Origin of the sequence: Antarctobacter sediminis (assembly GCF_019218285.1) — a bacterium.
Lineage (GTDB): Bacteria > Pseudomonadota > Alphaproteobacteria > Rhodobacterales > Rhodobacteraceae > Antarctobacter > Antarctobacter sediminis.
The window spans coordinates 77,774-102,317 of record NZ_JAHUZG010000004.1 but is presented as its reverse complement, the minus strand read 5'-3'; the positions used below and the strand labels follow the sequence as shown (position 1 = coordinate 102,317).

Annotated in this window: 22 protein-coding genes and 1 riboswitch; of the genes, 3 read left to right on the top strand and 19 right to left on the bottom strand. The window is 63.1% G+C overall.

All coding sequences use genetic code 11. From position 1 onward, the window contains the following. Positions 1-26 precede the first annotated feature (26 nt). Positions 27-2,120: an FAD-binding protein gene (locus KJP30_RS19685; RefSeq protein ID WP_218451080.1), complete on the top strand. Its 2,094-nt coding sequence runs from the start codon at positions 27-29 to the stop codon at positions 2,118-2,120. A 3-nt stretch (positions 2,121-2,123) separates the two neighbouring features. Here the strand turns inward: KJP30_RS19685 and KJP30_RS19680 are convergent, their stop codons facing one another. The 11 genes from KJP30_RS19680 to thiM all read right to left on the bottom strand — a co-directional run bounded on the left by KJP30_RS19680 (position 2,124) and on the right by thiM (position 13,507). Beyond that, complete coding sequence (locus KJP30_RS19680) at positions 2,124-3,146, bottom strand: LacI family DNA-binding transcriptional regulator (protein WP_218451079.1); 1,023 nt, start codon at positions 3,144-3,146, stop codon at positions 2,124-2,126. Between the two features lie 195 nt (positions 3,147-3,341). Next, the gene (locus KJP30_RS19675; protein WP_218451078.1) at positions 3,342-4,304 is read right to left on the bottom strand and encodes an ABC transporter ATP-binding protein; all 963 of its coding nucleotides are present in this window, start codon (positions 4,302-4,304) and stop codon (positions 3,342-3,344) included. Next, positions 4,304-5,287 carry an ABC transporter ATP-binding protein gene (locus KJP30_RS19670; protein ID WP_218451077.1) on the bottom strand — a complete coding sequence of 328 codons (984 nt, stop codon included), beginning with the start codon at positions 5,285-5,287 and terminating at the stop codon, positions 4,304-4,306. The genes KJP30_RS19675 and KJP30_RS19670 overlap by 1 nt, the downstream gene beginning before the upstream one ends. Further along, positions 5,287-6,231 (bottom strand): ABC transporter permease, encoded by a 945-nt coding sequence (locus KJP30_RS19665; protein ID WP_218451076.1) that lies wholly within the window; start codon positions 6,229-6,231, stop codon positions 5,287-5,289. The genes KJP30_RS19670 and KJP30_RS19665 overlap by 1 nt, the downstream gene beginning before the upstream one ends. Further along, entirely contained in the window at positions 6,231-7,211 is a 981-nt protein-coding gene (locus KJP30_RS19660; protein ID WP_218451075.1) for an ABC transporter permease, read from the bottom strand. Before KJP30_RS19660 ends, KJP30_RS19665 begins: the two co-directional genes overlap by 1 nt. A gap of 53 nt (positions 7,212-7,264) precedes the next feature. Continuing rightward, entirely contained in the window at positions 7,265-8,830 is a 1,566-nt protein-coding gene (locus KJP30_RS19655; RefSeq protein ID WP_218451074.1) for an ABC transporter substrate-binding protein, read from the bottom strand. A gap of 104 nt (positions 8,831-8,934) precedes the next feature. Beyond that, positions 8,935-10,515, bottom strand: coding sequence for an ABC transporter substrate-binding protein (locus tag KJP30_RS19650; RefSeq protein ID WP_218451073.1), 1,581 nt, complete (start codon positions 10,513-10,515; stop codon positions 8,935-8,937). Between the two features lie 91 nt (positions 10,516-10,606). After that, the gene (tenA, locus tag KJP30_RS19645) at positions 10,607-11,314 is read right to left on the bottom strand and encodes a thiaminase II (RefSeq protein ID WP_218451072.1); all 708 of its coding nucleotides are present in this window, start codon (positions 11,312-11,314) and stop codon (positions 10,607-10,609) included. Next, the gene (thiD, locus tag KJP30_RS19640; protein ID WP_281421436.1) at positions 11,311-12,117 is read right to left on the bottom strand and encodes a bifunctional hydroxymethylpyrimidine kinase/phosphomethylpyrimidine kinase; all 807 of its coding nucleotides are present in this window, start codon (positions 12,115-12,117) and stop codon (positions 11,311-11,313) included. Before thiD ends, tenA begins: the two co-directional genes overlap by 4 nt. After that, positions 12,114-12,725: a thiamine phosphate synthase gene (gene thiE / locus KJP30_RS19635; protein WP_218451070.1), complete on the bottom strand. Its 612-nt coding sequence runs from the start codon at positions 12,723-12,725 to the stop codon at positions 12,114-12,116. The genes thiD and thiE overlap by 4 nt, the downstream gene beginning before the upstream one ends. Beyond that, positions 12,722-13,507: a hydroxyethylthiazole kinase gene (thiM, locus tag KJP30_RS19630; protein WP_343222799.1), complete on the bottom strand. Its 786-nt coding sequence runs from the start codon at positions 13,505-13,507 to the stop codon at positions 12,722-12,724. The genes thiE and thiM overlap by 4 nt, the downstream gene beginning before the upstream one ends. 58 nt (positions 13,508-13,565) lie before the next feature. After that, a riboswitch (TPP riboswitch) is annotated at positions 13,566-13,660 on the bottom strand. Between the two features lie 142 nt (positions 13,661-13,802). Here thiM and KJP30_RS19625 point away from each other — a divergent pair. Further along, a complete protein-coding gene (locus tag KJP30_RS19625) occupies positions 13,803-14,525 on the top strand; it encodes a hydratase (protein WP_218451068.1) in 723 nt (240 codons plus the stop codon). A gap of 17 nt (positions 14,526-14,542) precedes the next feature. Here the strand turns inward: KJP30_RS19625 and KJP30_RS19620 are convergent, their stop codons facing one another. From KJP30_RS19620 to KJP30_RS19585, 8 genes are all read right to left on the bottom strand, one after another. After that, the gene (locus tag KJP30_RS19620) at positions 14,543-15,625 is read right to left on the bottom strand and encodes an ABC transporter ATP-binding protein (protein WP_218451067.1); all 1,083 of its coding nucleotides are present in this window, start codon (positions 15,623-15,625) and stop codon (positions 14,543-14,545) included. An 11-nt stretch (positions 15,626-15,636) separates the two neighbouring features. Beyond that, entirely contained in the window at positions 15,637-16,614 is a 978-nt protein-coding gene (locus KJP30_RS19615) for a DUF4432 family protein (RefSeq protein WP_218451066.1), read from the bottom strand. Further along, positions 16,611-18,146 carry a sulfatase gene (locus KJP30_RS19610; RefSeq protein WP_218451065.1) on the bottom strand — a complete coding sequence of 512 codons (1,536 nt, stop codon included), beginning with the start codon at positions 18,144-18,146 and terminating at the stop codon, positions 16,611-16,613. Before KJP30_RS19610 ends, KJP30_RS19615 begins: the two co-directional genes overlap by 4 nt. Positions 18,147-18,157: 11 nt before the next feature. Beyond that, positions 18,158-18,994 (bottom strand): carbohydrate ABC transporter permease, encoded by an 837-nt coding sequence (locus KJP30_RS19605; protein WP_218451064.1) that lies wholly within the window; start codon positions 18,992-18,994, stop codon positions 18,158-18,160. Next, on the bottom strand, positions 18,991-19,866 hold the full coding sequence (locus tag KJP30_RS19600; RefSeq protein ID WP_218451063.1) for a carbohydrate ABC transporter permease: 876 nt from the start codon (positions 19,864-19,866) through the stop codon (positions 18,991-18,993). The genes KJP30_RS19605 and KJP30_RS19600 overlap by 4 nt, the downstream gene beginning before the upstream one ends. 65 nt (positions 19,867-19,931) lie before the next feature. Next, positions 19,932-21,257, bottom strand: coding sequence for an extracellular solute-binding protein (locus KJP30_RS19595; protein ID WP_218451062.1), 1,326 nt, complete (start codon positions 21,255-21,257; stop codon positions 19,932-19,934). Positions 21,258-21,373: 116 nt separating this feature from the next. After that, positions 21,374-22,306: a LysR family transcriptional regulator gene (locus tag KJP30_RS19590; protein WP_218451061.1), complete on the bottom strand. Its 933-nt coding sequence runs from the start codon at positions 22,304-22,306 to the stop codon at positions 21,374-21,376. A 51-nt stretch (positions 22,307-22,357) separates the two neighbouring features. After that, positions 22,358-23,038 carry a GntR family transcriptional regulator gene (locus KJP30_RS19585; protein ID WP_218451060.1) on the bottom strand — a complete coding sequence of 227 codons (681 nt, stop codon included), beginning with the start codon at positions 23,036-23,038 and terminating at the stop codon, positions 22,358-22,360. Between the two features lie 199 nt (positions 23,039-23,237). Between KJP30_RS19585 and KJP30_RS19580 the strand changes: the two genes are divergently transcribed. Further along, positions 23,238-24,530: a M20 family metallopeptidase gene (locus tag KJP30_RS19580; protein WP_218451059.1), complete on the top strand. Its 1,293-nt coding sequence runs from the start codon at positions 23,238-23,240 to the stop codon at positions 24,528-24,530. The last annotated feature ends 14 nt before the right edge of the window (positions 24,531-24,544 follow it).

Here is a 24,544-nt window from a genome sequence, read left to right as displayed (position 1 = left end):
CACCTGACAAGACGAAAGACCCGCCCGTGACACATGCCATCCCGAAAGAGATCCTTGACGCGCTGACCGATGTGGATATGCCGCGCTTGTCCCCGGAACCGGAAATGACCGAAACGGTCACCGTGGAAGGGCAGGTGATCCCGGTGCATCGCACGGGGTGCGTGGTGGTCGGCAGTGGGGCGGCGGGTCTGCGCGCGGCGGTGGAACTGCGGCGCCGGGGCGGGCAAGTAACGATCATCAGCCAAAGCGCGTGGGGCGGGACTTCGGCCTGTTCCGGTTCGGACAAGCAGACCCTGCACACTGCCAACACCGCTGACCATGGCGATGACTATCAGGCCATGGCCCGCGCCTTGCGGGCAGGCGGGGCGATGGACGAGGATACCGCCTATATCGAGGCCGTCGGTTCGCCCCGCGCCATGGCTTCGCTGCAATTCCTTGGGCTGCCTCTGCCGCAGGATCGCTTTGGCGCAACCCTACGGTACAAGACCGACCACGACGAAACCGGTCGCGCCACAAGTTGCGGGCCGCGCACCTCCCGGCTGATGGTCAAAGTGCTGGCGCAAGAGGCGATCCGCCTTCAGATCCCATTTTTCAACCAGACGACCGCCGTGCAACTCCTGACCGAGGGCGAGGCGGCAGACCGCCGCGCCACCGGAGTGCTGGCCGTGCGCCCGCGGGACCGCAGTGCAGACAACCCCCTGGGGCTTGCGCTGTATCTGTGCGGGGCCGTGGTGCTGGCCGGAGGCGGACCGGGGGAGCTGTACCGGGACAGCGTTTTTCCCAACGGTTGTTTCGGCTCGCTCGGGCTGGCGCTGGATGCGGGGATCGAACTGGTCAATCTGACCGAAAGCCAGTTCGGCATTGGCACGCGACGCGAGGGCTTTCCCTGGAACCTGTCGGGCACCTATGTGCAGGCGATGCCGCATATTTACTCGGTCGATGCCGAGGGGCAGGAACATCATTTCCTCGCGGACTATTATCGCACCACGCAAGAGCTGGCGTCGAATATCTTTCGCAAGGGTTATCAATGGCCATTCCATGCGACGCGGATGCTGGATTTCGGCTCCAGCCTTGTGGATCTGGCAATCTTCCGCGAAACGCAGGCTGGCCGGCGTGTGTTTATGGATTTCAATCGCAATCCCCTGCCGGTGCCCGGGGATCAGGATTTCAGCATGGATCGGCTGGACGATGATGTGGCGGCCTATCTGCGTGACGCCGAGGCGGATCACGTGATGCCCATCGACCGGCTGCGCCACATGAACCCGCTCTCGATCGAACTGTATCGGCGCTACAAGATGGACATAGCCGCCGAGCCGTTGGAATTCGCGGTGAACAACCAGCACATGAATGGCGGTATCGGTGTAGATAGCTGGGGCCGTTCGTCTCTGGCGGGCGTCTACGCGGTGGGAGAGGCCGCGGGCACGCATGGCGTGACCCGTCCGGGCGGGTCTGCGCTGAACGCGGGGCAAGTCTTTGGCGCGCGGGCGGCAGAACATATCGCCGCCAGCGGGCGCGCGGAGACTGCGGACCATGCCGATCAGTCCGATGCGCTGCGCCGCGCTATTCAGCAGGTCGCCGGCGTCTTGAACGCCGACAGCGCGCTTGATCCCCGCAGCATCCGGGCCGAGGTTCAGGCGCGGATGAGCGACTATGCCGGCATCCTGTGTACCCCGGACGAGATCGCGCAGGCGCTGGCCGAAGCCCGAGCGCTGAACGCTCGCATTCGCGACAAAGGTGTCGGGTTTGGCCGCGATGCCGAGGTCGCCCGCGCCCTGCAATGGCGGCACATGGCACTGGTGTCCGAAGCGGTCCTGACCGCCTTGGACCATTATGTTTCAGCGGGTGGCGGCAGCCGTGGCGCGCGCGCCATCTGTGACCCGGCGGGCGAAGGCGTGCCGCAGTCCCGTGGCGGGCCGCTGGACGCCTACCGTTTCCGCGCTGAACGCGATCAGGACAAGGCCGAACAGATCGTGCTGAACATGGCAGGAGAGGCAATGCTGGTCCGGTCCTGTGCCAACCGCTCCTTTGATGAAACCGCGAAATCGGTCTTTGAACGCGATTGGCCGGCGTGGCTGACCGGTGGAGTCTATGATCAGGATCCCGGTCGTCGCTCCGCGTGAGCGTTACGCGGGTTTCACGCCGGTGCTGGATTGACGGATCGACAGGGTGACAGGCGTCCGCATCTCTGCGGCTGGCTTTTGCCCGTCGGTCAGCCAGCGCACCACCAGTTCCGCCACTTCCGAGCCGATACGGGCGATGTCGCAGCGGACCGAGGACAGCGCCGGGTAAGATTGCGCGGCATCCTGAATGTCATCGAACCCTACCAGCCGGAAATCTTTGCCGACCTCGCGGCCCAGTTCCAGAAAGCCCGAGATCATGCCAAGTGCGACAAGATCGTTAAAGCAGATCGCGGCGTCCACGTCCGGGTGATCCCGTGTGATCCGGTGGGCCAGTGCGCGCCCGAAATCACGGCTCGACCGCCCGGTCAGAACCAGCGGCGTCATGCCGGTGTCTTGCAAGACGTCGAAATAGCCGCGCTTGCGCTCCTCGGTAACGGATCGGCCTTCCAGACCGCCGGCAAAGGCGATCCTGCGCGCTCCCATGTCCAGCAAGTGGCGTGTCGCTTCGCGGCTGCCCTTGAGGTATTCGGGCGCGTGGAAGGGGAACAGCGACAGACGGTCGTCGACTTTGCGCAGAACCTGCATCGCCGGAATGTCGGCACGTGCAATCGGGTCAAACGTGGCGCAATTGTCGCCATAGGCCGGGCAGATGATAAAGGCCGAGACACCATGTTCGATCATCGAGCCGACGACCTGCGCCTGTAGGTCCGGGGTTTCATCGGTGTTTGCGACCACAGTGGAATAGCCCTGTTCCGCCAACGCCATTTGCAGCGAGATCGCGAATTCGGTGAAGAACGGGTTACGCAGGTCATTGATGACCAACCCGACAAGTCCCGTATTCGAGGTCCGCATCTGCGCGGCGTTGCGGTTGTAGACATACCCAAGGCTGGCCATCGCCTCGCGCACCTGATCCCGGGTTTCCTTGCGGACAGAGGCGCTGTTGCGCAGGACAAGGCTGACCGTGGACTTGGACACGCCGGCTTCGCGGGCAACGTCGATGATGGTCGGTCTGCGGTTCTTGGTCATGTTCCGAGTGTCTTGGGCAAAGGACGCCTGTCCATGTGTCAGGGGGATGAGGCCGCCGAAAAGGGCGGTTTCATCTTATAGGAACGTTCCTATACGCCCCGCGACACTTATGCAAAGGAAAGGCTGCACGCGGGAACGGTTCCGCGGGACACTGCCACACCCTTGACCTGCGCCGCGATCGGCGCAGGCCCCTGTTCATCCAGCCAGGTGGCAGGCCACACGCGCCCCGCCCAATTTGCGCATCTCGGGGCGTTCCGTCTTGCACCGGGCCTCGGCTATCGGACAACGCGGGTGAAAGGCGCAACCGGGCGGCGGATTGATCGGGTCCGGTATTTCGCCCTCGGGAGGGGTCACCTCGCGCCCAAAGCCATCCATGCGCGGCGCTGCCTCCAGCAACATCTGCGTGTAGGGATGTTTGGGGGTCTCGAACAGTTCCTCCGGGGTGGCCTCTTCGACCAGTCGGCCAAGGTAAAGCACGCCGATCCGGTCGGCCATGTGGCGCACAACCGTCAGGTCGTGGCTGATGAAGACATAGGTCAGACCGAATTCGTCTTTCAGGTCGCTCATCAGGTTCAAAACCTGCGCCTGCACCGACACATCCAGCGCCGAGGTCGGTTCGTCACAGACGATCAATCGCGGATCCGAGGCCAGCGCCCGCGCGATGCAGATCCGCTGCCGTTGACCGCCAGAGAACTCGTGCGGGAACTTGCCCGCGTCCTTGACCGACAGACCCACCTGTTCCAGCAGACGCTCGGCCAGACCTTCGGTTTCGCCGCCACGCGCGGCCACCGGTTCCACGATGATGTCCTTGACCCGCCAGCGCGGATTGAGCGAGGCAAAGGGATCCTGAAAGATCATCTGAATGTCGGCGCGGATCTTGTCGACCTTGGCGGCGTCCTGCTCGTTTGCCAGATCAACGCCTTCGATTTCGACCGCGCCATCACTGGGGCGCAGCAGACCTACCAGCATCTTTCCGATGGTTGATTTGCCAGAGCCGGATTCGCCCACCAGCGCATAGGTGGTCTGCGGCTCTACCTCGAAATCCACTTCCGAGACGGCGGTCAGATAGGCCTTTTCGCGCCGTTCGATCACCCGGTTCAGCCAGGGCTTGGACACATCGAAGACGCGGCTGAGATTATCGACTTTGACCAGCGCCATTACAGGGCCTCTTCTTCGACATCATGGTTCATGGGGTGCCAGCAGGCCGCCTTGCCGTCGTCCACCCTGGGCGGCGGAGGCTGGCGGCATTTGTCAGTGGCGCGCGGGCAGCGCGGGTTAAAGGCGCAGCCGTTCGGTACCGCATCCAGCCGCGGCATCGCGCCGGGGATCTGATGCAGCCGTGCCTTGCCCGCCGAAGCCAGGGGCGTGGAAGCCATCAGCCCGTGGGTATAGGGGTGATGCGGGCGCGTCAGCACGTTGCGCACCGGGCCAAGCTCTGCCAACCGGCCCGCATACATCACAGCCACACGGTCCGTCGCCTCGGCGATCACGCCCATGTCGTGAGTGATCAGCATGACGGCCGTGCCGCGTTCATGGCACAGCCGTTTCAGCAGTGCGATGATCTGCGCCTGCACAGACACGTCCAGCGCGGTGGTCGGCTCGTCCGCGATGATCAGGCTTGGCTCGGCACAAAGTGCCAGCGCGATCACGACGCGCTGCCGCATCCCGCCGGAAAACTCGTGCGGATAGCTGTTCACACGTTCGGCCGCGCCGGGAATGCCCACCTCTTCCAGCGCCTTGACCGCGCGGCTGCGGGCCTCACGCTCGCTGATGTCCAGATGCGTCAGCATGGTTTCCACCAGCTGATCGCCGATCCTGAGCAGCGGGTTCAAAGAGGTCAGCGGGTCCTGAAAGACCATGCCGATTTCCTTGCCGCGCAGGCGACGCATCGCGTCGCCCTTGAGTTGGTCGATGCGCTTGCCATTCAGCCAGATTTCGCCGCTGGCGATATGCGCGGGCGGCGTCAGCAGATCGATCACCGCGTTGCCGGCCATGGATTTGCCGGCGCCGGATTCCCCCACGACACCAAGGATCTCGCCCTCGGCAATGTCATAGCTGACGTTGTCCACGGGTTTCAGGATGCCATGGCGCGTCGGAATCTCGACGCAGAGATTGCGGATGGAAAGAACGGTTTTTGCCATCAGCGAAGCCTCGGGTTCAGGGCGTCACGCAGCCAGTCGCCCAGCAGGTTGACCGAAAGCGCCAGCGCAAGCAGCGTGCAGGCGGGGAAGAACAGGATCCACCACTCACCCGAGAACAGGAAACCCTGACCGATCCGGATCAGCGTGCCCAGCGAAGGCTGCGTGGGCGGTGCCCCGACGCCAAGAAAGCTGAGCGTTGCCTCGGCGATGATTGCCAGTGCAAGGCTGATCGTGGCGATAACCAGTACAGGCGACAGCACATTTGGCAGGATGTGCCGCAGCATGATGGCCCCGGGCCGCCGCCCGATCAGGCGCGCCGCCTGCACGTATTCCTTGTTCTTTTCCACCAGTGTCGCGCCGCGGACGACCCGGGCGAATTGCACCCAGTCGGACAGGCCGATGGCAAGGATCAGGACCCAGATCGCCATCTGGTCACGGTATTCCACCGGGGTGACGCCCTTGGCGATGCCAAAAATCAGCATGGCAACAAGGATCGACGGAAAGGTCAGCTGAACGTCGGCGGTGCGCATGATGATCGTTTCGACCCAACCGCCGACATAGCCCGAAATCAGCCCCAGCGTGATGCCAAGGATCATGGCAAAGGCCACGGCCGAAACCCCCACGAAAAGCGAAATCCGCATCCCGTAGAGAATGGTTGAAAAGACGTCGCGCCCCTGATCGTCGGTGCCCATAAGGAAGGTGTCGCTGGTAAAGGCATTTGGCGACATCGGCGGTGTAAAACCATTCATCAGGTTCAGCGAGGCCGGGTCAAAGGGATTGGTCGGCGCGATCAGCGGCGCAAAGAGCGCCGACAGCACCAGCACCAGAACCACCAGTGCCGAGATCACGGCCACCGGCGAGCGGCGGAAAGTGTAGAACACGTCGCTTTCCAGCGCGAGGCGCAGGCGCGACTTGGGCGGGGGGGCGAGGGGGGTATCGCTCATCAGTGGCCTCCCGAGCGGTCAGCGCGCAGGCGCGGATCGATGAAGAAATAAAGGATGTCCACCAGCAGGTTGATCCCGACGAACATGACAGAGATCAGCATCAGGTAGGCGGCCATCACGGGGATGTCGACGAACTGGATCGCGTTGATGAACAGCAATCCGACGCCGGGCCATTGAAACACCGTTTCGGTGATGATCGCAAAGGCGATGATGGCTCCCAGTTGCAGGCCGATGACGGTGATGACGGGCACCATCGTGTTCTTGAGCGCGTGGCGGAAGTTGACCGCGCGATTCCGCAGGCCCCGGGCGCGGGCAAAGCGGATGTAATCCTGCCGCAGCACCTCCAGCATCTCGGACCGCACGAGGCGCATGATCAGCGTCATCTGGTAGAGACCGAGAGTGATCGAGGGCAGGATCAGGGCCTTCAGCCCACTTGCCGTCAGGAACCCGGTTTTCCAACCGCCAAGGTCCACCACTTCGCCGCGTCCGAAACTGGGCAGCCAGCCCAGTTCGACCGAAAAGACATAGATCAGCAGGATGCCGATCAGAAAGGTCGGCAGCGACACTCCGATCAGCGAGGCGGACATGATGAAATTGGCCAGAACGCCATTGCGCCGGATCGCTGTGAAAACGCCAAGGGCGATGCCAAAGATGATCGCCAGAACGCCGGACACCAGCGCCAGTTCCAGCGTGGCGGGCGCGCGTTCCAGCAGGATGTCCGTCACCGGACGGCCCTGACGGTAACTGACCCCGAAATTGCCTTGGATCGCTTCTTGCAGGAATTTCACGTACTGGACGACGAATGGCCGATCCAGACCAAGCTGTTCACGCAGCCGGGCGATATCCTCGGCGGTACGTTCCTGTCCCAGCATGTTGTCGATCGGGTCGCCGACGAAATTGAACATCGAAAAAGCGACTAGTCCCACGACCAGCAGGACAAGGATCGACTGTCCCACGCGCCGGATGATGAATGCGAGCATCACGCCCCCGTTTTTGTTGGGTGGGGGCCGCGCGGGGCGGCCCCTGCCTGAAGTTAGTTCACGGTCACCCAGCGCAGGATGAAGAAGTTGTCCGGGCGCTGTGTCAGTTCGATATTGCTTCGGGTGCCCCAGACCAGCGGCTGAACGTAAAGCGGCACATAGGCCTGTTCGTCCGTCATGATCTGGGCGACCTCATCCAGCATCGCTTGCCGCTTGGCCGGGTCGATTTCTGACTGGATCTGGGGCAGCAGCTCGTCGATGCGGGCGTTGGAATACCCGCCAAAGTTCCAGCTGCCCAGCTTCTTTTCCTCGTTCGGCGTCGCCACAAGGAACCGGATCGGGTGTTCCGCGTCCAGCGTGCCCGGCGACCAGCCAAGCAGGTACATGTCGTAATTGTCGGCCCGCAGTTCCGGCCAGTAATTATTGACAGGCATCGCGTCCAGAGTGGCGCGCATGCCGACCTGCGCAAGCATCCCGGTGATCGCCTGACAGATGGCTTCGTCGTTCAGGTAACGATTGTTCGGACATTTCAGACCAAAGGAGAACCCGTCCGGATAGCCGGCCTCGGCCAGCAGGGCGCGGGCCTTGTCCTGATCAAATGCGGGGGCGGGGGGCAGCGCCTCGGAATAGCCGCTCATCGCTGCGCTGACCAACTGGTTCACCGGTTGGGCATTGCCGCGCATGATGGTTTGCAGGATCGCCGGAACGTTGATTGCATGGGCGGCAGCCTGCCGGACACGAGGATCGGCAAAGGGGTTGGCGTCCGTGGTTTCGGCGGAATATTTCAGCGCCTCGGCTTCATGCGGAAAGCCCAGCATGATGACCCGCGCCTCGATCCCCTGCACAACCGTCACGTCGGGGTTTTGCGCCAGGCGGGCAACATCCTGAATCGGCACCGGGTTGATGAAATCCACATCGCCTGACAACAGCGCGGCCAGCGCGGTGGCCGGGTTCTGGATCGGGGTCAACTCGGCGCGGGTGATATTGTGTTCGGCCTCGTCCCACCAGCCGTCGAACGGCTCCAGCACGGTGCGCAGGCCTGGCTCACGCGCGGTGACACGGAAGGCGCCAGTGCCATTGGCGTTGATCGTGGCGTAGTTACCGCTTTCCTTGTCGGGGCGGGTGGCAGAATTGGCCTCGGCCCATCCGCTGTCCAAGATCATCCAGTTTGCGATGGACGAGGGGAAAAGCGGGTTGGGCGAGGTGGTCATGAAATCGACCGTGTAATCGTCGACGACGATCACGTCGGAAATCGGAGCAAACCAGCTGCGCGTGTCTGCTTCTTCGCTGGAGGCGCGCTGGTAGGAAAACAGAACGTCCTGCGCGTCAAAGGTGCTGCCGTCGTGAAAGGTGACCCCCTCGCGCAGCTTGAACCGCCAGCCTTCGCCATCGCCGATCGGTTCCCATGACGTGGCCAGCGCAGGCTCGACGCTCATGTCCTTGCCGCGGCGCACAAGGCCTTCGTAGACATTGTTCAGAAAGCCCAGCACCGGGGTCGAGTTGACCGCGTGCGGGTCCATTGTCTGGGGATCGGTCGTGACCGCCCACTTGAAGTCTTCTGCTTGGGCAACAGAGCCACAGGCCGCGGCCAGCGCCGCTGACAGGATCAGGTGTCGCATGGGGTTTCCTTCCCGTTGAGGCCGCGCCGGTTTGCACCGGCGCGGTGTTCGCGGGGTAAATAATGCATGAATTGCCGCGCGCCAGAAAGACGCGCGGATCATATTCAGTTGATCGTGAAGTATTTGACCTTGGGCTGGTCCTCGGGATCGACCTCGATGCCGAATTTCTCGGCCATGCCCCAATTCAGCACCTGGTGGTGGATCGGGATGTACAGCTGTTCATCCTGCACCACGCGCCAGATGGCGGCGATGTCCGCGTTCCGCGCGTCCAGATCGGTGTTCGAGGCCAGCGACTTGATCTTGGCGTCGATCTCGTCGTTGTCATAGCCGGTGCCGTTCCAGGTGCCGATATCGCTTTCGCGGCCATGCACGAGGAAGTTGAAGATGTATTCCGAGTCATAGGTCGGAACGCCCCAGCCCAGCATGTAGAAATCGGTCTTGCTGTCGGTGATCAGCGGGAAGTGCTGCGCCTTGGGTTTGGCGTCGAGGTTCACCGTGATGCCGATCTGGCCCAGCATGCCGACAGCGGCCTGACAGATCGCCTCGTCGTTGATGTAGCGGTCGTTCGGGCAATCCAGCCGGATCGAGAAACCATCGGCATAGCCTGCCTCGGCCAGCAGCGCCTTGGCGCCTTCGATGTCGGTTTTGGATTCCGCGTCCATCTCGGCGGTCCATCCGTTGACGAAGGGCGGGGCGATCATGCCGGCGGGGATCGACTGGCCGCGCATCACGACCTGCTTGATCGCATCGCGGTTGATCGCCATCGACATGGCCTTGCGGACGCGCACATCGGCCAGCGGGTTCTTTCCGTCGATGTTGTCAGCTTCGATGTCTTCGGCGCCCATGTTCATGCCGAAAAAGATCACGCGGTTCTGCGGGGCCTGCTTGACCACAAGGCCATCGGCCCCATTGACGCGCTGAAGATCCTGAACCGGCATGTCCTGAAGAAAGTCCACCTCGCCCGACAGCATGGCCGCCACCCGGGTCGCGGCGTTCTGGATCGGTGTATAGACGATTTCCGTCACTTCCAGCGGGAACATGTCCGCGCCCCAGTAGGCGTCGTTGCGCACCATGACGGTCTTAACGTCGGGCTCGCGGCTTTGCAGCTTGTACGGGCCGGTGCCGTTGACGTTGGTGGTGGCGTAGGTGATCTCGCCGCCTTCAAAGTCCTGCACGTTGACGGTCTCGTTCGCCTCGGTCCAGCCTTTGTCAATGATGAACAGGTTGGTCAGGTTCGACGGCAGGATCGGGTTCGGGCCATCGGTGACCATTTCGACGGTATAGTCATCGACCGCACGCACCTCGGTGATAGAGCCGATCAGCTCTTTCATGTCCGAATTGGGCTGTTTGGCGCGCTCGAAGGAAAACACCACGTCTTCGGCGGTAAAATCCGCACCGTCATGGAATTTCACGCCTTCGCGCAGCTTGAACACCCAGACGTTCGGATCGCCCTCTTTCGGAGCCCATTCGGTGGCCAGCGCAGCCTCGAAAGCGCCGGTCACGTCGCGGATGATCAGCGGTTCGTACATCTGGTGACGGATGGTGTGGGTCGGGCCTTCGTTCTGGGCGTGCGGGTCCAGCGTCAGCGCGTCGCCGGCGCGCGCCCAGCGCAGCGTCTCGGCGGCCAGCGGCATGGTGGTGGCCAGCAATGCACCCATCAAGGAAAGAGCAAATGTCTTCTTCATTGTGTGTTCCCTGTGTTTTTGTGACTTATCCAGTCCTGTCGTGGCGGCAGTCTTTGGCACGCCCGCGAGAATGACAAGACCCGACTTGGCGTTACGCTTGAGAAGCTTCACGGCGCTCTGCCCCGATTTCCGTGCCCGGCATGGCCCAGTGCCGCTGGTGCCACGCGCTGTCCCAGAAGTGCCATTCATGCCAGCAGCTGCGTTCGAACGCTCGGTGCATGCGCTGCCGCCCGGCCTCGTTCGTCAGCGCGCCGACACGGTCCGTCAGGTCCAGCATCCGTTGCACGCTGTGGTCGAAGGCATCGCTGGAATAGGTGTCGATCCATGCGATGTAGGGATTGGCGGCGTCCGTCTGCGCAGCGATCTCCTTGCCGATGTCGCGATAGATCCAGAAGCAGGGCAACAGCGCGGCGATCGCTTCGCCAAAGTCGCCCAGCCCGGTCATCCGCAGCAGGAACGAGACATAGTGATCGCAGGCGGCAGAGACCTCGGCCGCTTCGAACTGTGCCGCGCTGATGCCGAACAGGCCCATGTAATGGCTATGCAATTCCCGTTCGACCGCGATGGCCCCGGCAGCGGAACCCGCCAGTTGCGCGACAGATTCCGCGTCCGGTGCCTTGGCCGCGGCAAGCGACAGCGCCCGCGCAAAACCTTCGAGGTAATGCGCATCCTGAATGACATAGCCCTGAAAAACCGGCTTGGGCAGGCTGCCTTCGGCGAGGCTGCGGTTGAACGGCATCTGGTGGATCTGGCGGCGCAGGTCGGTCGTCCTGTTGGCGAGTTCGGTGGTGAAAGTCATGTCCGGGTTTCCTTGAGGGCGTGAAAATGATGAACGGGGCCGTGGCCTGTGCCGACATCCAACCGGTCGGCGGCGCGGATCGCGGCGGTGATATAGGCCTTGGCCGCAGCAACGGCCTCGGGCAGCGACAGGCCCGCGCCCAGCCCTGTCGCGACGGCAGAGGACAGGGTGCATCCGGTCCCATGGGTGTTACGCGTGGCCACGCGCGGCGCGGTCAGCCAATGTTCGCCCTCTGCCGTGATCAGGACATCGGGGCAGATTTCGCCGTCCAGATGACCGCCTTTCAGCAGCACCGCCTGCGGCCCAAGCGCCAGCAGCGCGCGCGCCTGATCCAGCATCTGCTCCCGGGAACGGGCCTCGGGAACGTCCAGCAGGTCGGCGGCTTCGGGCAGGTTGGGCGTGATCAGCGTGGCCAGCGGGAACAGATCGGTTCGCAATGCGCTCACGGCCTCGGCGGCCAAAAGCCTGTCGCCGCCCTTGGCCACCATCACCGGGTCCAGCGCGATCGGGCAGGCCACTCCGGAAAGGGCCTCGGCCACGCAGCGGATGATATCCGCGTCGCCCAGCATCCCGATCTTGACCGCGTCGATACGCAGGTCCGCACGGACGGCGTCGATCTGCGCGCGCAGGATCTGCGGAGGACACAGATGCACCGCCGTCACGCCCTGCGTGTTCTGCGCGGTCAGCGCGGTGATCGCTGTCATCGCATAGCCGCCATTGGCCGAAATCGCCTTGATATCGGCCTGAATGCCTGCGCCGCCGGAACTGTCTGATCCGGCAATCGAGAGGATGTTGGGGATCATGCGTCGCTCCATGCCTTGAGGATGTCCCGGGTTGCAGCGGTCATGTCCGCGCTGCGCGAGATCGCAGAGACCACCGCCAGACCCGCGCCGCCCGCCGCCTTGACGGCCCATGCGTCCCGCGCCGCAAGGCCGCCGATGGCGAGGCAGGGCAGGCGGCTTTGGCCCGCGATGCGGGCAAAGCCGTCCAGTCCGATGGGCGGCGCATGGTCCGGTTTCGAAGAGGTCGCCCGCAGTGGCCCGACACCAAGGTAGTCGACACCCTCCGGCACCTGTGCAAGCTGGCTTTCGTTTTCCACCGAAAGGCCGAGGATACAGCCCGGTGGCAGGCGCTTGCGGATCTCGGCGGGATTACCGTCCCCTTGCCCGATGTGCAGGGCGGGGGCATTCAGCGCGATGGCCACCTCGACCCGGTCATTGATGACCAGTTCCGCGCCCTCGGCGCGCAGCACGGGCATCAACTGGCGTGCCAGGCCGGCGAATTCGGCGTCCGGCATGGTTTTGTCCCGCAACTGGATCCAGCCCGCGCCGCCCCGCGCCGCGGCGATGGCCTGTTCGGCGACGGGCGCATCCGCCCCGGCGTCGGTTATGAAACAAAGGCAGGGGATCATGTGGTGATCCGGGCATTGGCCCTGACGTCTTGGGGCGTCAGGGCGTACAACGCGTCCAGAAATGCCACTTGGAAAGATCCCGGTCCGCTGGCCTCTTGCGCGGCCACTTCGCCGGCGATCCCGTAATAAGCCAATGCCGCAACCGTGGCATCAAAAGGATCCTGGCCCGCGACGAAAGCCCCAACAACTCCGGTCAGCGAACAACCAAGCGCGGTCACACGCGGCATCAGCGCATGACCATTGGCGACACGCGCCTCCTTTTGGCCATCGGTCACGAAATCCACGGCGCCGGTCACGGCAACTACGGCGTCATGCGCCGATGCCAGGTGGCGCGCCGCAGCTTCGGCAGTGTCGACCGTATCGGCGGCATCCGCACCCCGTCCCGCGGCGGCAACCCCGGAGAGGGCAAGGATTTCCGAGGCGTTGCCCCGGATCACAGTCGGCCGCAGCGCAACAAGCGTTGGACCGACTTCCCTTCGATAGGCTGTCGCGCCGACGGCCACCGGGTCCAGCACCCAAGGCTTGCCCGCGTCATTGGCCGCCTGCGCGGCCTCTTGCATCGAAACGACCCAATCCGGGGACAGTGTGCCGATGTTCACGGTCAGCGCCGAAGCGATCCCGGCGAAGTCTGCTGCCTCTTCGCGTGTATGGACCATGGCGGGCGACGCACCCGAAGCCAGCAGCACGTTGGCCATAACGTTCATGGCGACGTAATTGGTGATGTTCTGCACCAGCGGCGCAGTCTCGCGCATCCGGGCCAGATGGTCTGCGGGGGTGTTCACGGCAATCTCCTCTTGCACGCGGGCAGGATGGAGAGTCGTGAAACGGCGGGGCAGCGCCCGAACATTTCGCGCGCCTCCCTCCGCCGGCATTATCCGGTTCAGGTTCTAAGGGTTCGTCTCAGCCCGGTTGCCCGAGCGCCCCTGTCGCAACGCGCAAGGGGTCGCATTCCTGTGCGGGGGCGTCAAGGGACCTCCGGTGTTTCCAGAGCCGGTTCCGCAATTCGTCAGCCGCTCGACCTGCGGTCGGTCGCGGGGTAGGAGGTGGCATTCTTTCCGCGCTGCAAAGGACTTCGCCATGCGCTCTGAACTGATTGACCTCTATTCCCGGACCCTGACAGCGGCTCGGGCCAAGGGCGTGCAGGTCGCGCCACCGGCCGAGGTGCCGACCCACGCAGAGGCGCTTGCCATCCAGTCCGAGGTTCAGCGCCATCTGGGGGCGGTTGCCGGTTTCAAAGTTGGCCCGGTTCCCGAGGGTGCCCCTGTCGTGGCTCCGATCCCGGCGTCCCGTGTCTATGGCAACGGCGCAGAGGTGCCGTCCTTTGCGCAGGCCGGTGTCGAGCTGGAAATCGCCTTTGAATTGATGCGCCCGCTGGCCGACGCCCCGCTGGCCGAGATGTTCCGTCCGCGCCTTGTGATGGAACTGGTCGATACGCGCTTTGCCGGCGAGTCGCTGGACCCGTTGCAAAAGCTGGCCGACATGCAGTTGAGCGACGGTTTGGTTCTTGGGCCGGTTCTGGACGGTTGGGACGGGGCCGATATCGGCACCGTGCAGGCCCGAATGACAGGGGCAGGGCGGGTCATCCTTGACGGAGCCGCGGATGTCCCCGGCGGCGGGTCGGCACTTGCCAACCTGCGCCTTTGCCTGGACCACCTGGGCGAGCATTGCGGTGGTTTGCAAGTGGGGCAGCATGTCATCACCGGATCGCTGTGCGGCCTGCCTTGGTTCCCGGGCGATGCAGCGGTTCAGGCCAAGGTCGACGGGTTCGGAGAGGTCAGCGTGCAATTGGTGCCACGCTGAGCCTCATGGAACCCTGATCAGGCCCCGTCCGGGCGGCCCTGGCTTGCTGGCCCGGTCTCGAACACGCGCAGGTTTTGCGGGTCAACTGACAGATGCACCGGCTGTCCCGGCCGCAGGTTGACCCGGTCGGGAAAGGTGGCCACGAAGTCATGCCCGTTCTTGCGCAGGACGATTTCTGTCATCGAGCCGGTGGGTTCGACAACGATCACATCCGCCGCCAGGGCATTTTCCGTCCCCGCATCGACAAGGCGAAAGCTTTCGGGACGAATGCCGACCGATACCGCGCCCCGCCGCGCGGTCGGTTCGGCCAGTGTGATCCGGTCACCATCGGCCAGACGCAGGCAGCGAGGGTCCTCTGGCAGGACATCCGCGGCAAACAGGTTCATCGACGGCGATCCAAGGAAGGTTCCGACAAAGGCATTGGCCGGGTTGTCATAAAGTTCCAGCGGCGTGCCAACCTGTTCGATCCGGCCATCCCGCAGCACGACGATGCGGTCGGCAAGGGTCATGGCTTCGATCTGGTCGTGGGTGACATAGATCGTTGTCGTCCCCAGCGTCTGATGCAGTTCCTTCAGTTCCGCCCGCATCTTGACCCGCAGTTTGGCGTCGAGATTGGACAAGGGTTCGTCGAACAGAAAGGCGCTGGGTTCGCGGACCAGCGCCCGTCCCATTGCAACCCTCTGCCGCTGACCGCCTGACAGCTGGCGCGGGAAACGGTCCAGATAAGGACCAAGCCCAAGAACCTCTGCCGCGCGGGCGACTTTTGTCGTTTTTTCCTGCTCGGGCGCGCCCGCCAGTTTCAGCGAAAAGGCCATGTTCTGCGCCACGGTCATATGCGGGTACAGCGCGTAGGATTGAAACACCATCGAGATGCCGCGATCTCTGGGCGAGACATCGTTCATGCGCTGACCGTCGATCAGCAATTCGCCCGAGGAAATGGTTTCCAGACCTGCGATCATGCGCAGCAAGGTGGACTTGCCGCAGCCGGACGGGCCGATCAGGACGACGAATTCACCCTCGGCGATTTCCAGGTCGATGTCTTTGATGACATCGACGTTGCCGAAGGATTTGTTGACGCCTTTCAGCGATACGGTGGCCATGGGCGTGCTCCTCAGTGGCTTTGGGGCTTGGGGGATGGATCGAAGTCGAAGGTCAGGCGGCTGTCCCAGGTCTGGCCCGGTTCCAGCATCGTGCCGGGGCCGCTGGTGCCGTCGGGATTGCGGTCGCAGTTGACCGGTTCCAACGCCAGAACGTTGCGTCGGGGACGTGCGTCGCGCCAAAGCTGGAAATGGGGCAGGGCGGCGGTTTCGCCGCTGATGCGCGCGGAAAAGCCGGGCCATGGGCCGTCGGGCGGGCGGTGCAGCTCTGCCCGGAATTCTGCCGAAGTTCCCGAAGAATGGCAGACGGCGCGCGGTTCGTCTTCGCGGATTTCCAGCCCCTGACCGTTCAGGGCAACGCGTGTGCCGTCGCCCACGGCGGGAAAGCCGAAATTGACATGGTACAGAATTCGCATCTCGGCAGGCGCGGGACCGATGTTTTCGACCCGGTCGGTGACGGTCAGACGGCCCTGCGCGATCGGTGCCTCGATCCGGCGGGTCAGGCGCAGCGCATGGCGACCGAGGTGGGCGGCGGTCATCTCGGCCTCGGCAAACAGGCAGGGCGTCGATGCCCCCCAATCCTCGCCGCAGGACAGCAGGCGGGCGGGGGTATAGGGCAGGGTGCCATGCAGGGGCATGCCGTCACGCGGTTGGCGCACATTGTCCAGCCCGCATGTCACCATGAACCCACCCAGAGAGTTTTCGACCCCCGTGCCCCCCGCGTCATGCGGATTGTGCAGCGACGGAGCCCGGAAACCGGCCGGGTGTAGCCACGCCACCGGCATACCCCGCCATTGCAGCAGGCCAACATCCATGCTGCGGTCTTGCAGCACCCAGAAATCCAGCCCGCCGCCGGTGGAAAACACCAAGGCGCGTTGCCCGGCCTCGGCCCCGTCCTGAAGGATCACTTGCCGGACAGAGGCCAGTTGCCGCATGTCGCCCACCAGTCCGGGCAGCCGCGTCCTATTGAACTTGGGCAGGGGCGGGGTCACGATGCCACGATCCCGTCAGCGTCCAGCCCCAGCCGGGCAAAGGCTTCGTCGGGCGCGCCCAGATCTGTCATCATCCGAGCCATCTGCGCAGCCAGCCGCGTTTCGATTTCGGGCGCGTCAAGCGGGGCCTCTTGGCCCGGATCGGCGATCAGATCGTAAAGCCGGGTGTCATCTTCGATGAAGCAGTCCGGGCCATAGTTGCGCGACATGGCCGAACCGGGACGCACCGGCACCTTCAACAGCGGCGCGCCTTTGGTAAAGGCAAAGGGTCCGGAAAGCTCTGCCCCGGCCAATTCTGCCACCGGGAACAGTTCGTTGATGTTGGTCGGCATCAGCGTGTACTGGTAAATGTCCTGCGTTTGCAGGTCTGGTGGATAGCGGTGATAGCTGTGCCGCCCGTCTGTGATGTTCACCGCGCCGCCGAAGTACCCGAACAGCACCGCGTCATAGCTCGAAGTGCCGCCGTCCAGCAGCGGCAGCAGCGATTGAGCGGTGACTTCGCTGGGAACCTCCGCGCCGTAGATGTCCAGCATTGTGGGCGCGATGTCGCTGGTCTGGGTCAAGGCATCCACACGCGCGCCATCCGCCGCCGGGCGGCGCGGGTCGTGGATGAACAGCGGGATATGCGCGATCTCCTCGTAGATGTTCATGCGGTTCTTGGCCCAGAAGTCATGTTCGCCGAGGAGAAAGCCGTGGTCCGTTGTGACGATCAGGATCGTGTCGTCCCACATCTCTTCGCGGTCCATCTGGTCCAGCAGCCGGCCCAGCAGATCATCGCACAGCGCAACGGTTGCATAATAATTCGCGCGCAGTTCCTCGCATTCCTCGGGCAGTTCATCGACGCGGCCATAGCGGGGCCAGTCGCGGATGCCACCGGTCCAACCGGTGTCGAAAGGGGTCTTGAACCGCTCTGGCGCATGGAAGGGTTCATGCGGATCGAAGGTTTCGATTTGCAGAACCCAGTTGTCCGCGTCCTTGTTGGCGTCGATGAAACGCATCCCGGCGTCAAAGACCTGTACCGAGGGGAAGTCTTCTTCGGCGCGGATGAATTCGCGATTGATCATGTTCTGGGACTTGTAGTCGCGGCGCTGGGCGCTGAATTGCGCGTCGTGGTATTTTTCGCGCAGGCGATCCCAATGGGGTTGAACCATGGCCTTCCAGCGGTCGCCTTCCTGTCCGCGGACAAAATCGAAGCTGTCATAGCGGTTGTGGTAGGTGGCACCTCCGTCTTCGAAATAGTGGAAGTGATCGGTCACAAGATGGCTGTAGACCCCTTTCTCGCGGGCGAGGATTTCGGGGAAGGCATTGTCGAACGGCTCTAGCGGGCCCCAGCTGCGATGCAAAAAGCTGAGCCGCCCGGTCAGCAGATCCCGGCGCGCCGGCATGCAGGGCATCGAGCCGACATAGTGTTTGTCAAAGGTGGCAGAGCGCGCGGCGAGCCTGTCGAAATTGGGCGTCGGGATCCGGGTGCCGCCATAGGGGGACAGCATGTGGCGGTTCAGGCTGTCGAAGAGGACAAAGATGGTTTTCATGTCGGGCGTCCTTATTTCACGGCACCAGAGGTGAGACCGCTGACGATGAACCGCTGGGCGATCAGCAACAGCACGAAGGCGGGCAGGATCGACAGGGTCGAGGCCGCGGCCATCTCGGTGAAGGCAATGGTGTTTTCCTGGGCATAGCGCCCGATCCCCAGCGGCACGGTGGCCGTCTGACGCTGGCTCAGCACAAGGGCCACCGGAAATTCGTTCCAGCTGAAGATGAAGGTCAGAATGCCTGTCGCGGCCAGCCCGGGGCGAATGATGGGCAGAACCACGTACCACAGGGTCTGCGGCACCTTGGCGCCGTCGATCAGCGCCGCATCGACCAGTTCACGCGGCACGTCGCGGATAAAGACCCCCATCATCCACAGTGCCATCGGCAGGTGCAGCGTGGTATGGGCGAGGATGATCCCGGAATAGGTGTTGTCCAGTCCCACCGAGCGGAACATCGTGAACCATGCCCCGGCAAGCGTGATCGGCGGCACCATATGAAAGATCACCGACCACCCCAGCAGCGAATGCAGCACCCAGGACGGCCATTGCAGCCGGTACAGCGAAAAGGCCGCAAGGGTCGACACGATCAGCACCAACACCGTGCTGGCCAGCCCGATCACCATCGAGTTGGTGAAATTGGTCACGAAGTCCGACGTCTTGTCGAAGATCACGTTTTCGAACCCCAAAAGGTTTGGCGTGAAGAAGACACGCCCCATCAGCAGGTCGATCTGGGTCTTGAAAGCCGACAGGATGATCCATGCAAAGGGGAACAGCACGATCAGGGTAAAGAGCAGCAGCAAGGCATGTTGCCCAAGCGCGCTGCGGCGGGTGCGGGTCAGGTCGCTCATGCGGTGTCGCCTTTCCGTGTGGTGGCGCGGGTCGCGGTGATGATCATGACGGCAATCAGAACGATGACGGCGATCGACATGGCCGCGCCATAGCCGGTCTGATCTTCGGTGAAGAAACGGCGGTAAATCGTGTAGCTGATGACTTCGGTCGAGGTGCCGGGACCGCCGCCGGTCAGCAGGTAGATCTCGTCAAAGACCTTGAACGCCAGGATCATGCGGAAGACGAAGGTCACGATCAGCGTAGGCAGCATCAGCGGCAGGGTGATGTAGCGCAGGATCTGGCCGTCTTTCGCGCCATCCACGCGGGCGGCTTCGAAGACGTCCTTGGGCAAGGATTCCAGCCCGGCCAAGAGCAACAGAAAGCAAAACGGTGTCCAGTGCCAGACATCGACGATGATGACGGACAAAAGCGCGAGGTTGGGATTGCCGAGCCAGTCGACCGGGCCCAGTCCGAACACACCCAAGGCGGCGTTGATGACGCCGAAATCATAGGAATACATCAGTTTCCAGATCGCGCCGATGATGATGCCCGGCACAAGGATGGGCAGGATAAACACGGTCCGATAGAACACCCGGCCCCGGGTGACGCGGGTTGTCCAAAGAGCAAGGAAAAAGCCGATGATCATTTGCAGGGCCACGGCGACCACGGCAAAGATGATCGTGTTCAGGATGCCGGCGCGCAAAAGGTTATCTTGCGGCAGGTCGGTGTAATTCTTCATCCCGACCCAGTCCCAGATGGCCTTGCTGTTGGCCCATTCGACGTGGTGAAAGCTGAGCGCCACCAGATTGCCCAGCGGCAGAAAGGTCAGCAGGACAAAGAAGAGGATCGCGGGCAACAGGGTTGCATACCGCCAGAATGCGTCAGAGCGCATGGAGGGCTCCAATCCGGTCTTGAGGAGAAAGGTGGCGACCCGCCGAAACGGGCCGCCGGGGAGGATCAGGGCAGGGGGGCGAGGCTTTGGAAGTCGTGTCCCGCGTCGGTCATGACCTTGGCGATTTCCGACGCCGCCATATTCAGCGCCTCGTTCAGTTCCAGTTCGCCGCCGATGGCCTGGTTCAGGCGCAATTCGGTGATGGCCAGCACTTGCGAAGCTTCGGGGAAGGTGAAGGTCAATCGCGCGTTGGGCAGCGCCTGGGCCATGGCCTTCATCCAGCGGTATTCGGGCATGTCGGCCATTTCCGACTCCAGCACGGCGCGGCTGACCGGCATCGAACCGGCCTGCGCATAGGCGCGCTGGGCCTCGTCGGTCTGGAACCATGTAAGGAAGGCAAGCGCGGCTTTCTGCTGCTCGGGATCGATGTTGCGCGGCACGCCCGCCAGCCAGTGACCCAGCGGCGTGGTCGAGGGGTGGTCCTTGGTTCCCGGCGGCGGGGCATAGGCGACAAGGCCGACAACGGCCGACTGGTTCGGGTCATCGAACAGGCCAGGTGCAGGCACCGAATTGATATGCGCCGCGCGGCCGGTGGCCATGTTCTGGATCACGTTGGTCTGCGTCTGGCCCGCGGTGGAAGGATGGCCGACCTCTTTTGCCAGTTTCAGGTAGGTCTGCATCCCGTCAAAGGTGCCCTGTGCATTCATCGAGATGACAAAGCTGCCGTCGTCCTTTTGGTCGACGATCCCGCCGCCATGCGACCAGATGTAGGGGAAGACGTCATAGGTCACGTCAAAGGCACCGCGCTGACCGCGCTGTGAGATCCCGTAGCGCCGGTTTGTCTGCAATGCCTTGGCGTTTTCGTAGAGTTCGTCCCAGGTGGCGGGGGCCTTCAGCCCGGCTTCGTCATAAAGATCCTGACGATAGTGCATGATCAGAACGTTCGGGTTGACCGGCACGGTCAAGAGGGCACCGCCATCGCAGGTGATCGTCTTGGCCTCGGCGTTCCAGCATACGCTGTCGTCAAAGGTATAAATGTCTTCGGACAGGGCAAAGCTGGCGTCGATTTCTTGCAGGGGCTGCATGAACCCGCCCGAGTAGAACTCGGTAAAGAAGCCGGCGTTCATAATCAGAATGTCAAAGGGGCTTTCGTCCGCGCGCACCGCGGTCCGCTGCTTTTCAAGGCTCCCGGCAAAGGGGTTCACGTCCAGATCAACGGTATTGCCGGTGGTTTCTTCGTAAAGCTCGACCACGGCCTGAAAACCGGGCAGCCATGGCGACTGGTTGATGACGATGGTGATCGGTTCGACCGATTGCGCCGACGCAGCCATCGGCAGCGCGCCGGCCAGCGTCAGCGACAGGGCGCTGGTTGTCAGGAAACGAAAAGTCATTGGGTCCTCCCTGGGGTTGTCGGGGCAGTTTTGCTTCTCCGCCTTCAGACATATCCCCGGTCTGCTGTCATGAATAATGATATAAACGGCCAACTCCATAGCTTTGGGCTATGGCTTTAGTTGACGGGATCGGCCTCGCACCATGTTTTCAAGGCCTTCGCCACCCGTGCGGCAGCAGGTGAGGGCAGGGCGCCAGAGCGCCAGATCAGCCCCGCATCGCGGCTGGTGACCAGTTCGGGCACGTCGATTTCCACCAGATGCGCGCCTTCTGGCGCCTTCATCTGGCTGCGGGTGGTGTACAGCAGCAGGTCACTGATTCCGGCCAGCGTCATCAGGAAGGTGTGCGAGGTCGAGGTCACAACCGTATCGGGTGGATCAAGGCCAAGCCCGATCGCCTTGCCGTTCAGTTTGCGCCGGGCCAGCGTTTCGGGCGAGGCAAGCCCCCATCTTTGGCGCAGGGCCTCTTCGGCGCTGATGTCGCGACGGCCTGCCAGGGGGTGTTCGGGTCGCGCGATGGCGACCAGATTGTCCGAGGTCATGTATTCGAAATGGTAGTCCCCATCGCGTTCCAGCGGCATTTCGGCGACCACGAAATCCAGGTCTCCCGTCATCAGACCGGTCAGCAGGCTGGCGTCGTAGCCGCCTTCCAGCTCGATGTGCAGACGGGTGTCCTCGGCAAGGATCTGGGCGATGGCCTCGGGCAGAAGCCGCCGCACCCAAGAGGGCCCGGCGCCGATCCGCACGGTGCCGATCGTGCCCGTGCGACGCTGTTCCAGTTCGGTCTCGGCCTGGGCCACCTGTGCTTTGACCGCGCGGGCGTGCTGAAACAGCCGGTCACCGACCACGGTCAGGGTAACGCCGTGCGCATGACGTTCCAGCAGCGGCACGCCAAGTTGGTGCTCAAGGATCCTCAGCGCCTTTGACAGGGTGGGCTGGGCGATGTTCAACCGCTCGGCGGCGCGGGTGATATTGCCCGTTTCGGCCACGGCATGAAGGTAATTCAGCAGCCTAAGGTCGATCTTGGGTGTTTTGCCGCCTCTGCCCTGCATGGTTCTGTTCCTCCCGGCGTTCCACGGTCCGGCAGAAAGGGCCGGCGGAGGTCAGGATACCGTTTCGATCGCGAACTGAAAGAGCGAGCGGATGTGCGCGGCGACGGCCTTTTTCGCGGCTTTCGCATCGCGGCTATCAAGCGCGTCAAGGATCATCTCGTGCTGGCGCGAGTCCGGCTCCAGCCGTTCGGACAGGCGGTCGATCTCGAACATCTTGGTGCTGGCGCGCAGCGCGTGCATCATGTCCGTCATCACCTGGTTGCCGCAGTTCTCGATGAACAGTCCGTGGACCTCGTCGTCCGAACGCCAATGCGCCAGCATGTCATAAGGCTTGCGCGATTTGACCGCGTGCAGGTTGGCGCGGGCGGTCTGGATCGCTTCCGGATTGACCCGATCCACGCAAAGCGATGCCGCTTCGCTTTCCAGCAATTCGCGCACCTTTAGGCTTTGCAGGTATTCACGCAGTTCGACCTTGCGCACCTGAAAAGAGCGGTTGGCCGATTTCACCAGAACGCCTTCGGCCTCCAGCCGTTGCAACGCCTGCCGCAGCGGCGTGCGCGAGATCCCCAGTTGATCGGCAAGCTGCTGTTCCACGATCACATTGCCAGAGGCCAGTTGTCGCTGTTCGATCATCGTCGAAATCGCATCATAGGCCCGCCCGGACAGGGTGCCGCGCTTGGCCGTGGCAACCGATTCTGTATCCGCGTCAAGCGGCGGGGTCTGTTTCGTCATAGTATCACTCTTTTTCTTGGGACTCGCCCGTTTTTTGGCAAGCCCTTGTCGGCGCGATGAAAAACAAGGCGTTTCCCGCCGCGCCACAGGCCTTGGTCCCAGTATTTCATGTATGCAGGCGGAAATCTATTGCGTTCTCACGGTGTACTGATGTTTGATGATTGTATACCGTCGGGACACTGACGGAAGGAGAGTGACCATGAATGACGCCACCGCCCCGGAAGGCCGGGCAGACAGTGCCATCGCATTTCTGCGAGAGTTGATCGCAGCGCAGCCCAAGGGGGAGGGTGCGGTTCAATCCGCCATCGCCGCGCGGCTTTTGCAGGCCGGATGCGAAGTCGGACATTTCGATTATGACCCGGCCGAGGTGCCGGTGAAGGGCGAATTCGCCGCCGATGCCTCGCGCAACACCGAACGGCGCAGTGCCGTGGTCGGAACGCTGAATGGGCAGGCAGATTTGCCCAGCCTGCTGATCTTTGCCCATCCCGACGGCGAACCTGTCACCGATGCCGATCAATGGCGGCACGATGCGTTTGACGGCGAGATCGACGGCGGACGCCTGTACGGTTGGGGCGTCGCAGATGATCTGGCCGGTTGCGCCGCCGCCGTGCTGGCAATCGAAGCGGCCGCAGCCAGCGGTATGCCAATGGGGCGGGCGGTCTTTGCCTCCACCCCGTCGAAACGCTATGCGCGCGGCGTTGCGGCCTTGTTGCATGATGGTTTGCGCGCGGATGCGGCGCTGTACCTGCACCCGGCCGAGAGCGGCGTGGGGATGCAGGAAATCAAGGCGCTGGCCTCGGGTCAGGTCGAATTTCGGATCACGGTCAAGGGCAAGGCGCCCGACACAACCGAACCGGGGCAGACGGCCTTTTCCCATCTGGGTGCAAACCCGGTGGACAAGGCCTTCAAGGTCTATGCCGCATTGATGGAACTGGCCGAGGACCGGGCCCGGCGCATTCGCCAGCCCCAGATCGAAGCGCGGGTGGGGCGGGCCACGAACCTGCATATCTCTCGCATCCAATGCGGCGAAATGAAGAAGCTGGCGCGGATCCACGATGAATGCATCATGGGCGGCGCGTTGTCCTTTCCGCCCGGAGAGACGCTCGACCAGATCCGGGCCGAGGTCGAAGCCGCGGTGGCAAGTGCCGCCGATGCGGACGACTGGCTGCGCGCCAACCCGCCGGTGGTCGAATGGCTGACCGGCGTGACCGGCGCACATGTGCCCGAGGATCATCCCCTGTACCGGGTCACGGCCAGCGCGGTCAGCGACATCACGGGAAAGTCGCCTTATGTCAACGTGATGCACACCTCGTCGGATATTCGCAACCCGCCGGTCGAGGCTGGAATTCCCTGTGTCGCCTACGGCTGTCTTTGCGGCGATCTGAGCCAGAACGAACAGCGCGACGAATGGATCGACGTCGAGGACTTTCTGAAGATGGTCGATGTGACCACGCGGGTCGTCACCGATTGGTGCAGCGGCGCAAAAACCTGAGTTTCAACCAAACG

What these genes read in the sequence shown, in the direction of transcription:
- KJP30_RS19580 (WP_218451059.1), top strand. Translation starts at nt 23,238, where the DNA reads ATGAATGACGCCACCGCCCCGGAAGGCCGGGCAGACAGTGCCATCGCA.
- KJP30_RS19585 (WP_218451060.1), bottom strand. Translation starts at nt 23,038, where the DNA reads ATGACGAAACAGACCCCGCCGCTTGACGCGGATACAGAATCGGTTGCC.
- KJP30_RS19655 (WP_218451074.1), bottom strand. Translation starts at nt 8,830, where the DNA reads ATGCGACACCTGATCCTGTCAGCGGCGCTGGCCGCGGCCTGTGGCTCT.
- KJP30_RS19680 (WP_218451079.1), bottom strand. Translation starts at nt 3,146, where the DNA reads ATGACCAAGAACCGCAGACCGACCATCATCGACGTTGCCCGCGAAGCC.
- KJP30_RS19660 (WP_218451075.1), bottom strand. Translation starts at nt 7,211, where the DNA reads ATGCTCGCATTCATCATCCGGCGCGTGGGACAGTCGATCCTTGTCCTG.
- KJP30_RS19595 (WP_218451062.1), bottom strand. Translation starts at nt 21,257, where the DNA reads ATGACTTTTCGTTTCCTGACAACCAGCGCCCTGTCGCTGACGCTGGCC.
- KJP30_RS19670 (WP_218451077.1), bottom strand. Translation starts at nt 5,287, where the DNA reads ATGGCAAAAACCGTTCTTTCCATCCGCAATCTCTGCGTCGAGATTCCG.
- KJP30_RS19610 (WP_218451065.1), bottom strand. Translation starts at nt 18,146, where the DNA reads ATGAAAACCATCTTTGTCCTCTTCGACAGCCTGAACCGCCACATGCTG.
- KJP30_RS19590 (WP_218451061.1), bottom strand. Translation starts at nt 22,306, where the DNA reads ATGCAGGGCAGAGGCGGCAAAACACCCAAGATCGACCTTAGGCTGCTG.
- KJP30_RS19625 (WP_218451068.1), top strand. Translation starts at nt 13,803, where the DNA reads ATGCGCTCTGAACTGATTGACCTCTATTCCCGGACCCTGACAGCGGCT.
- KJP30_RS19650 (WP_218451073.1), bottom strand. Translation starts at nt 10,515, where the DNA reads ATGAAGAAGACATTTGCTCTTTCCTTGATGGGTGCATTGCTGGCCACC.
- KJP30_RS19665 (WP_218451076.1), bottom strand. Translation starts at nt 6,231, where the DNA reads ATGAGCGATACCCCCCTCGCCCCCCCGCCCAAGTCGCGCCTGCGCCTC.
- KJP30_RS19620 (WP_218451067.1), bottom strand. Translation starts at nt 15,625, where the DNA reads ATGGCCACCGTATCGCTGAAAGGCGTCAACAAATCCTTCGGCAACGTC.
- KJP30_RS19605 (WP_218451064.1), bottom strand. Translation starts at nt 18,994, where the DNA reads ATGAGCGACCTGACCCGCACCCGCCGCAGCGCGCTTGGGCAACATGCC.
- tenA (WP_218451072.1), bottom strand. Translation starts at nt 11,314, where the DNA reads ATGACTTTCACCACCGAACTCGCCAACAGGACGACCGACCTGCGCCGC.
- KJP30_RS19675 (WP_218451078.1), bottom strand. Translation starts at nt 4,304, where the DNA reads ATGGCGCTGGTCAAAGTCGATAATCTCAGCCGCGTCTTCGATGTGTCC.
- KJP30_RS19600 (WP_218451063.1), bottom strand. Translation starts at nt 19,866, where the DNA reads ATGCGCTCTGACGCATTCTGGCGGTATGCAACCCTGTTGCCCGCGATC.
- thiE (WP_218451070.1), bottom strand. Translation starts at nt 12,725, where the DNA reads ATGATCCCCTGCCTTTGTTTCATAACCGACGCCGGGGCGGATGCGCCC.
- thiD (WP_281421436.1), bottom strand. Translation starts at nt 12,117, where the DNA reads ATGATCCCCAACATCCTCTCGATTGCCGGATCAGACAGTTCCGGCGGC.